General features: G+C 52.9%; 8 protein-coding genes. 3 read left to right on the top strand and 5 right to left on the bottom strand.

What is annotated here, in order from left to right; genetic code table 11:
- Positions 1 to 197: 197 nt before the first annotated feature.
- Entirely contained in the window at positions 198 to 1,541 is a 1,344-nt protein-coding gene (locus ACTG33_RS04095; protein ID WP_439133913.1) for a diguanylate cyclase, read from the top strand.
- Positions 1,542 to 1,782: 241 nt separating this feature from the next.
- Complete coding sequence (locus ACTG33_RS04090; RefSeq protein ID WP_439133912.1) at positions 1,783 to 2,325, top strand: EF-hand domain-containing protein; 543 nt, start codon at positions 1,783 to 1,785, stop codon at positions 2,323 to 2,325.
- 43 nt (positions 2,326 to 2,368) lie between these two features.
- Here the strand turns inward: ACTG33_RS04090 and ACTG33_RS04085 are convergent, their stop codons facing one another.
- Complete coding sequence (locus tag ACTG33_RS04085) at positions 2,369 to 3,379, bottom strand: aspartate carbamoyltransferase (RefSeq protein WP_439133911.1); 1,011 nt, start codon at positions 3,377 to 3,379, stop codon at positions 2,369 to 2,371.
- A 161-nt stretch (positions 3,380 to 3,540) separates the two neighbouring features.
- On the opposite strand from ACTG33_RS04085, the gene ACTG33_RS04080 reads away from it, so the two are divergent.
- Positions 3,541 to 4,458: a DUF2971 domain-containing protein gene (locus tag ACTG33_RS04080; RefSeq protein ID WP_439133910.1), complete on the top strand. Its 918-nt coding sequence runs from the start codon at positions 3,541 to 3,543 to the stop codon at positions 4,456 to 4,458.
- 49 nt (positions 4,459 to 4,507) lie between these two features.
- Here ACTG33_RS04080 and ACTG33_RS04075 read toward each other — a convergent pair whose 3' ends face one another.
- From ACTG33_RS04075 to rnhB, 4 genes are all read right to left on the bottom strand, one after another.
- On the bottom strand, positions 4,508 to 5,440 hold the full coding sequence (locus ACTG33_RS04075; RefSeq protein WP_439133909.1) for a M48 family metallopeptidase: 933 nt from the start codon (positions 5,438 to 5,440) through the stop codon (positions 4,508 to 4,510).
- Positions 5,441 to 5,482: 42 nt separating this feature from the next.
- A complete protein-coding gene (locus ACTG33_RS04070) occupies positions 5,483 to 5,950 on the bottom strand; it encodes a YbjQ family protein (RefSeq protein WP_439133908.1) in 468 nt (155 codons plus the stop codon).
- Positions 5,950 to 6,285 carry a YbjQ family protein gene (locus tag ACTG33_RS04065; RefSeq protein WP_439133907.1) on the bottom strand — a complete coding sequence of 112 codons (336 nt, stop codon included), beginning with the start codon at positions 6,283 to 6,285 and terminating at the stop codon, positions 5,950 to 5,952. The genes ACTG33_RS04070 and ACTG33_RS04065 overlap by 1 nt, the downstream gene beginning before the upstream one ends.
- Positions 6,286 to 6,405: 120 nt before the next feature.
- Complete coding sequence (gene rnhB / locus ACTG33_RS04060; RefSeq protein ID WP_439133906.1) at positions 6,406 to 7,011, bottom strand: ribonuclease HII; 606 nt, start codon at positions 7,009 to 7,011, stop codon at positions 6,406 to 6,408.
- Positions 7,012 to 7,021: the final 10 nt, after the last annotated feature.

The raw sequence follows: 7,021 nt of genomic DNA, 5'->3' as shown, positions 1-7,021 counted from the left end.
CTGCATTGAAGCCAAAACGCCTTGCACCCCGCGGGTATTGGGGTAAAGTGATGTCACGTAAAACGCCATGAGAAAGCAATGATCTACATGACGAAGGGAAGCCCTAATAGGAAAAAAGTTCTAATAGGAAGCCAATTTCCAACAGAAAGCAAAGCTCTATTAGATAGCCTGACAGCTAATGGATAGTCATACCTGCCATGTATAGCCCTTCTAAAAATTCACCAGCCACCACACTGCGGATACTGCTGGTGGAGGACAGCGCGACCCTTAGGTATGCCATGAGCGGCTATATCCGCGATGCCGGCCACGAGCCTGTCGTCGCCTCCAGCGGCGAAGCGGCACTGCAGATGATCGAGCACACGCCTTTTGACATGATCATTATGGACGTGGAAATGCCCGGGCTAAACGGTTTTGAAACCACCCGCTTGATGCGTGAATGGCTGGGCGAGCACTGGGTTCCCATTATTTTCGTCACCGGCAAGACAGATGACCAGAGTGTCGAAGAAGGTATTGAAGTCGGCGGCGACGACTACCTCACCAAGCCTGTCAGTCCCATCATTTTAAAAGCCAAAATCCGGGCGATGCAACGCATTGTCGGCATGCGAAACCAGCTGCGCGCCATGAACGATCAGCTCGAAATTCTGAGCCAGCGGGACAGCCTCACCTACCTCTACAATCGCCGCACGTTTAACGAATTGGCAGAACAACAGTGGGCACTGGCCAAACGCCAACAGAAGCCGCTATCGATTGTGATGCTGGATATTGATCACTTTAAACAGTTCAACGATACCTACGGTCATCCCGTCGGTGATGAGTGCCTGAAAAAAGTCGCAGACGCAGTGCAGTCCAGCTTGCGACGCCCGACGGATCTTCTCGCCCGCTATGGCGGGGAAGAGTTTATTGCCCTGCTTCCCAATACCGACCTTGATGGCGCCACACTGGTGGGTGAAAACATCTGCCGTGCAATTTTTGAATTACAGATTCCTCACAAGTCCTCTGCGACGGCCACTGTTGTTACGGCCAGTGCCGGTATCGCTACCTGCCAACAAACCAACCGCAGCAAACTGAGTGACTTGATACAGCAGGCAGACAATCAGCTTTATCGCGCCAAAACGCTGGGACGAAACCGTGTCAGCAAGGAAGAAACCAGTCACGACAAAACCCTGCTCGTCGCTCACCATGACCATGAGCTGCTGGAGATGATCAGCACGCAACTGCGCCCACTGTTCAACATTGTGACCGCGGAATCTGGCGAGGAGTGTCTGGAGCTGACTCAAAGTCTGCAACCTGAACTGTTGTTGCTGGGTATGGATCTGTCCGACATGGCTGGTATCAAAGTCTGTGAGCAACTCCGTCAGCTGGATCAATCACATCAACCAGATCAACCACAGCCCCCCAAGCCACAAGCCATACTGTTGATGTCAGACTCCCAAGGTGACGACTTGGTATCACAAGCGCGGCAGGCAGGTGCCGATCGAGTATTACCCACACCCGAAAGCGCGCAACACGTCATTGAATACATCCAGCCCTACCTTTCTTAAGCCCCGCCCTCCATCGAATTGATAGCAATTTGCTATATGCGCCTGGAAAGCTTGAGCGTAAAGTCTACATTCTTCCCGTTCGAGACCAGAAAAAGTCTGATTTTGTGATAAACGTTGCAGTACGCGCCAACACGCCCCCCTAAACTGTTATCAAAAATACTTGGCCAGTCACAAAAAATTCCGACAACACGCTGCTTTAACAAATGTCCTGTTGGGGAAATATCATCTTGGGGGATGTACCATGAAAAGCTTAAAAGGCACAGCACACCTGGCTGCCGCCGGCCTTATCTGGCTCACCGGTTTTGTCTCTCAGGGCCTGATGGCTGACACATCGCCTCTTCAGCCCCCTTCCATACAGCTCACATCTTCTCAGCTTCAATCTTCGCAGCATACACAACAGCAGCCTTGGCTACTGGCGAAATATGACCTCAACGGCGACACGACGATCACACTGGAAGAAGTATCAGAAAAGAAAAAGTCGCTGTTCGTTCAACTGGATCATGACCGCGACGGCCACATCAGCTTTGGTGAATACGAAACCATTGATCAGGCAAAACGTCAGGCTCTGCTGAAAAAACGTTTCAGCAAGCTGGATGAGGACAAGAATGGCAGGGTCAGCGAAGCCGAATACGCTTCTTTTGTCGGTCTGTTCAGTACATATGACAGCGATGGTGACGGCACATTAAGCCGTGGGGAAGTGCACTCTTACCAAAACAGCAACTCCGTAAACGCTGCGCCGAATACTCACTGCCTGCTGTGGTTTTGCATCCGCTCCGAACTGTAATTGTGCAGAGCAGTCATCAGAAAGAATCTGGAATCAGAAACAATTAGCGACTGCCGGAGTACCAGTTCACGTCGCGAGCGCAGGCATCCACCTGATCCACGACATCCAGAATCAGAGCAAACAGCGCCATACGCACCAGTACGCCGTTATCCGCCTGCCGGAAAATCGCCAGATTAGGGTTCAGGTTCAAGTCGTTATCCAGCTCGTTGGCATCCTCCCGTGAATCTCTGGGGAGCGGATGCATAATTACCGTATTCGGCTCACAGTACTGAGTGTAAATAGCCTGGTTAAGACGGAAGCGGCCCCTGTAGAGATTGGCCTCTTCTTTGGAGGTAAACCGCTCTTCCTGAATACGAGTCGCGTAAGCGATATCGACATGGCCAATGCCGTGCGCCAGATCTTCCGACACCACCACTTTCAACCCCGCCTCACGCATGTTTTCGGTTACCGCCTCAGGCATCGCCAACTCCGGCGGTGATACCAGAGTCACATGGATATTATCAAACAGGCACAGAAGCTTGCACAGGGAGTGCACGGTACGCCCATGCTTTAGGTCGCCGATCATGGCGATACGCAACCCATCCAGAGAACGGCCTCGATCGGCCAGCTCTTTGCGAATGGTGTACAGATCCAGCAAAGCCTGACTGGGGTGCTCATTGGCACCGTCACCGCCGTTGATCACAGGAACCCGACTGGCCCCAGCAAATTCGGCCACAGAACCCGACTCTGGATGACGCATGCAGATCACATCACTGTAACCTGAAAGCACGCGAGCGGTATCGTAGAGTGACTCACCCTTGGCAATAGCAGAGTTTTTGAAACCGGTCGTTTCCCGCACTTCCCCACCCAACAGATTGAACGCTGAGCCAAAGCTGACCCGAGTCCGGGTGCTGGGTTCAAAGAACATGTTGCCAAGAATGGCGCCTTCAAGGACACGAGTCACACGACGCCTCTGGGCGTAGGGCTCCATGGAGTCAGCGACCTTGAACACCCGCTCAATATCCGCCCGCTCAAATTGCTTAATAGACAAGATATGTGCGCCGGTAAAATCCATGATATTCCTCAAGATCGCGGTTGAAAAACGGGGCTTATTGTATCTCTGGCAGCGCCTTTGCACCATCGCAATTTGAGGCTTGCTTCACTGAAAGCTCAAAGATTTTCGCTCCCTGCCGATAGCATAGCTATCAATGATTTGGTTATAAAAGGTAATAACGAGTGGCCTCACAATCCCCGGAAACTCTGGTCAAATATTGCGGTGCCGCCAGCGGCAAGCGGATTCTGGAAGCTCGCGCCCTGCGCTGGAGCTCTCCCCATCTGTTCAAGGATCCCTTTGAGCTGAACCACGAATCACACCTGAACTTTGAGCCTCAGATGCTTCTTCAGGCAGCCATAAAAATGGCCACCGCCATGATCTTTGCAAAAGATGACCCCAGGGGCAGCACACCACTGATCAATGCCATTCGGCGCTGGCGCAAGGAAGAACGCTTTGCCTCGCCCGAAGAAGCCTATGACGTACTGAAGGAACTGCTCTCCCGAGTGGTGGATCAACGCCTGAACGTTCTGGAAGAGTTGATGAGTGACTGGCGCTCATACGCGCGTTCATTACGTATTTGCAGCTTCAGCGGCAAGGCAGACAACCTGATCGCCTGGCAACAATTCGCCGAACAACATCAGGGCATCGCCATACGCTTTCAGGTGGGCGAGTTCACCACGCATCCTCACCCGGTGAAAATGGACTACCGCGGAGCACGCCCCGAGATTTCAACGCTGAGGGAAGAGATGTCCGTCATCATGGGGGGCGAACCCTATGTGGCAAAGGACTATTCCGAACCTCAAGGATATTTTGAAGCCAAATTTACCTACAAGCCTCCACACTGCTCTGCCGAAGACGAGTGGAGATGTTTTCACAAATTGCGCGAAGTGGTGGGGGATGCCGGCAGACCCGCTCAGGACTGGTACACCGACATGCCATTTGAACCCAGTGAAGTGAACGCCGTTTACTTTGGCGCCTGTACACCGGCAGCCATCAAACGCGAACTGCTGGAACTACTGAAAGAACGCTACCCACGCACACGAATATTTCAGGGACGGATCATCCCCGGACAATACGCCGTGGAATTTGAGCGTCTATGACTTTTAAGTATTTATGGTTTTTTAAGCGTCTATGACTGAACAGTTCTGATCAGTTTGAAGCAGGTAAAACTTCCTCTGTTTTCTGATCAGAGTCCCACTGTAACCAGGCCGTCAGACGCTGATCCAGTGGCGTCAGTTGATCGTCGGTTTCACCGGAACGACTGCGACTCTGAATACTCGCCAGCCTTTCTCCAACACCCGGGTGAGTTTGAGCCCACTCACTCCAGCGAATGTCCCCATGCCGATTCAGCATATTCTGAAAGAATTCATCAGCGCCTTGAAGGTGATGATAATGAGCCAGCAATAGATCCATGGCGGAACCATCCGCTTCCCGCTCCATATCGCGATTGAAGCTAAGGACGGTCAGCAGCCCCGCCTGCCCAAGAACCCCGGAAACCGCATCGGCCCCCTGCCCTCCAACAATCATCAACATCAGAAATTGCAACAGAGCTCCGCGGCTGAGCGCCTGCACAGGATGACGCGCTGAAATGTGAGCCATCTCATGGGCCATCACCATCGCCAGTGCGTTTTCACTGTGTACCTGATGAAGCAATCCAGTGGTGACAAAGATATGGCCGCCCAGCGTGGCAAAGGCATTCGGACTCGGGTCTGACAACAGATGGAAGTGGTACTGAATTTCATCATCCACCGCCCCGTCAACAGCCATTTGAGTCGCGACAAGAGTGGCTCCCAGCTCCTCTATGGCCTGCTCGGCGCCATCCAGCAGCGGTGACGCTCCGTGGGTGGAGTCTTGAGAAATAGATTCGTTTTGCGATTGCTCATACCAACCTGTCAATTGCTGCTCCCAACGGAAGGGAATGGATGGCGCCAACCATCCGACCAACAAGCTGAGGGTAAATACCGCAATCATCAGTGCAACGGTGACGCCTGCCAACAGCCACGCAAACTCTTTCAGCGGATGCTCATTGGAGCGGTTAATCCCTTCAGGAAATTTGGGATTGCTGCGCAGCCTGCTGGCCAAATCGACGCTCCTCAATGTTGAACGCGGTGGGTGACGGACAGTTTAGCTTGCAGAAGAAGGCGGTATCAGGGCCGTTCCGTAAGCCAGAACCTCCATGGAACCAATTCCCTTCCCCGCGTTACCGGAGACTCGGCTGGTCTCAAATCGGGTATTGATGACCATTTCTGCATTCTGCTCATGGGCTTGGGCCTGCATGCGTAACAGCGCTTCGCGACGTGCGCGATCCAGCAAGGATTCGTAGGAGCTGATACGACCGCCAACCAGACTGCGCAGACCCGCCGCGACCACCTTGAAATAATCCACTGAAATCACCACGTTGCCGCTGACCAGATTGAATCGATAGCGCATCAACTCAGGCTCGGGCATCCGCTCAGTCGTCACCACAATATGGCGTAGCTCATCTTCCCGCTGACATATACTGTTGTAGTGTCTGCGTTCCGCAAAGCGACCGAAGACATAACCACACAACAGCAAAGAGACAAACACTCCCAGCTGAATAAGGGCTCCCATCAGCGATCCTCCAGCACCACGGCTGTGCCGTACGCCAAAATTTCGGAGGCGCCCGCGGCAATGGTCGAAGTGGCAAAACGCACATTAATCACCGCATTGGCACCGAGATGTTCTGCCTGTTCAGTCAGACGATCAATCGCTTCCTGACGGGATTCCTGCAACAGATCGGTGTAACTTTTCAGCTCGCCACCAAAGATATTCTTGAAGCCTGCCATGATGTCTTTACCGGCGTGTTTTGCCCGTACGGTGCTGCCCTGAACCAGACCGAGATGTTGAGTGATCCGCTTACCCGGTACCACTTCGATATTACTGATTAACACTTTAGTCCCTGCCATACGAAAACCTCCCCTGGATAAACTTGACGGTCTGCTTAATAACGTCACTGATGAGCCGTTCGGCGACTCGACTGGCACAAGAATACACCGTTTTAACGGCGAATCCGCAAGCTAAAACTTTTAAAACAGAGCCAATTGTTCCAATTTGGCCTTAATGGGCCCAAAGGACGTCCGGTGTATCGGAGTCACCCCCAATCGATCAACCGCTTCCATATGAACCTTGGTCGGATAGCCTTTATGCCCTGCGAATCCGTAGCCAGGGTAGATACCATCAAAAGCTACCATTTCCCGGTCACGAGTCACTTTCGCCAAGATTGATGCCGCACTGATGGCGGCCACACGGCTGTCGCCCTTGACGACCGCTTCGGCCTCGTAACTCCAGCGAGGGATCTTATTGCCATCCACCCAAACGTGTTCAGGTTGAATCGGCAAGCCTTCTACCGCACGCTTCATCGCCAAGAGACTGGCCTGCAGTATATTCAACTCATCGATCTCCGCCACACTGGCGCGGGCAATGCAAAAGCTCTTCGCTTTCTGCTGAATCTCGTCAAACAGCCTGTCCCGTTTTTTCTCGGTCAGTTTTTTCGAGTCATTCAGTCCTTCGATGGGATTCTCCGGATCGAGAATGACTGCTGCCGTCACCACATCGCCCGCTAGCGGGCCACGCCCGACTTCATCCACGCCAGCGCCCAACAGGCCGGTATAACAGCTGATAAACGGTTCCATAGTCATTCCT

Source organism: Pseudomaricurvus sp., from assembly GCF_965662505.1.
Taxonomy (GTDB): Bacteria; Pseudomonadota; Gammaproteobacteria; order Pseudomonadales; family Cellvibrionaceae; genus Pseudomaricurvus.
Note: the sequence above shows the minus strand (reverse complement) of the source record. Positions and strands in the feature narration are given on the sequence as shown.

Coding starts and splice junctions, on each gene's coding strand:
- ACTG33_RS04065 (WP_439133907.1), bottom strand. CDS start 6,285: ATGGCAGGGACTAAAGTGTTAATCAGTAATATCGAAGTGGTACCGGGT.
- ACTG33_RS04070 (WP_439133908.1), bottom strand. CDS start 5,950: ATGGGAGCCCTTATTCAGCTGGGAGTGTTTGTCTCTTTGCTGTTGTGT.
- ACTG33_RS04095 (WP_439133913.1), top strand. CDS start 198: ATGTATAGCCCTTCTAAAAATTCACCAGCCACCACACTGCGGATACTG.
- rnhB (WP_439133906.1), bottom strand. CDS start 7,011: ATGGAACCGTTTATCAGCTGTTATACCGGCCTGTTGGGCGCTGGCGTG.
- ACTG33_RS04085 (WP_439133911.1), bottom strand. CDS start 3,379: ATGGATTTTACCGGCGCACATATCTTGTCTATTAAGCAATTTGAGCGG.
- ACTG33_RS04090 (WP_439133912.1), top strand. CDS start 1,783: ATGAAAAGCTTAAAAGGCACAGCACACCTGGCTGCCGCCGGCCTTATC.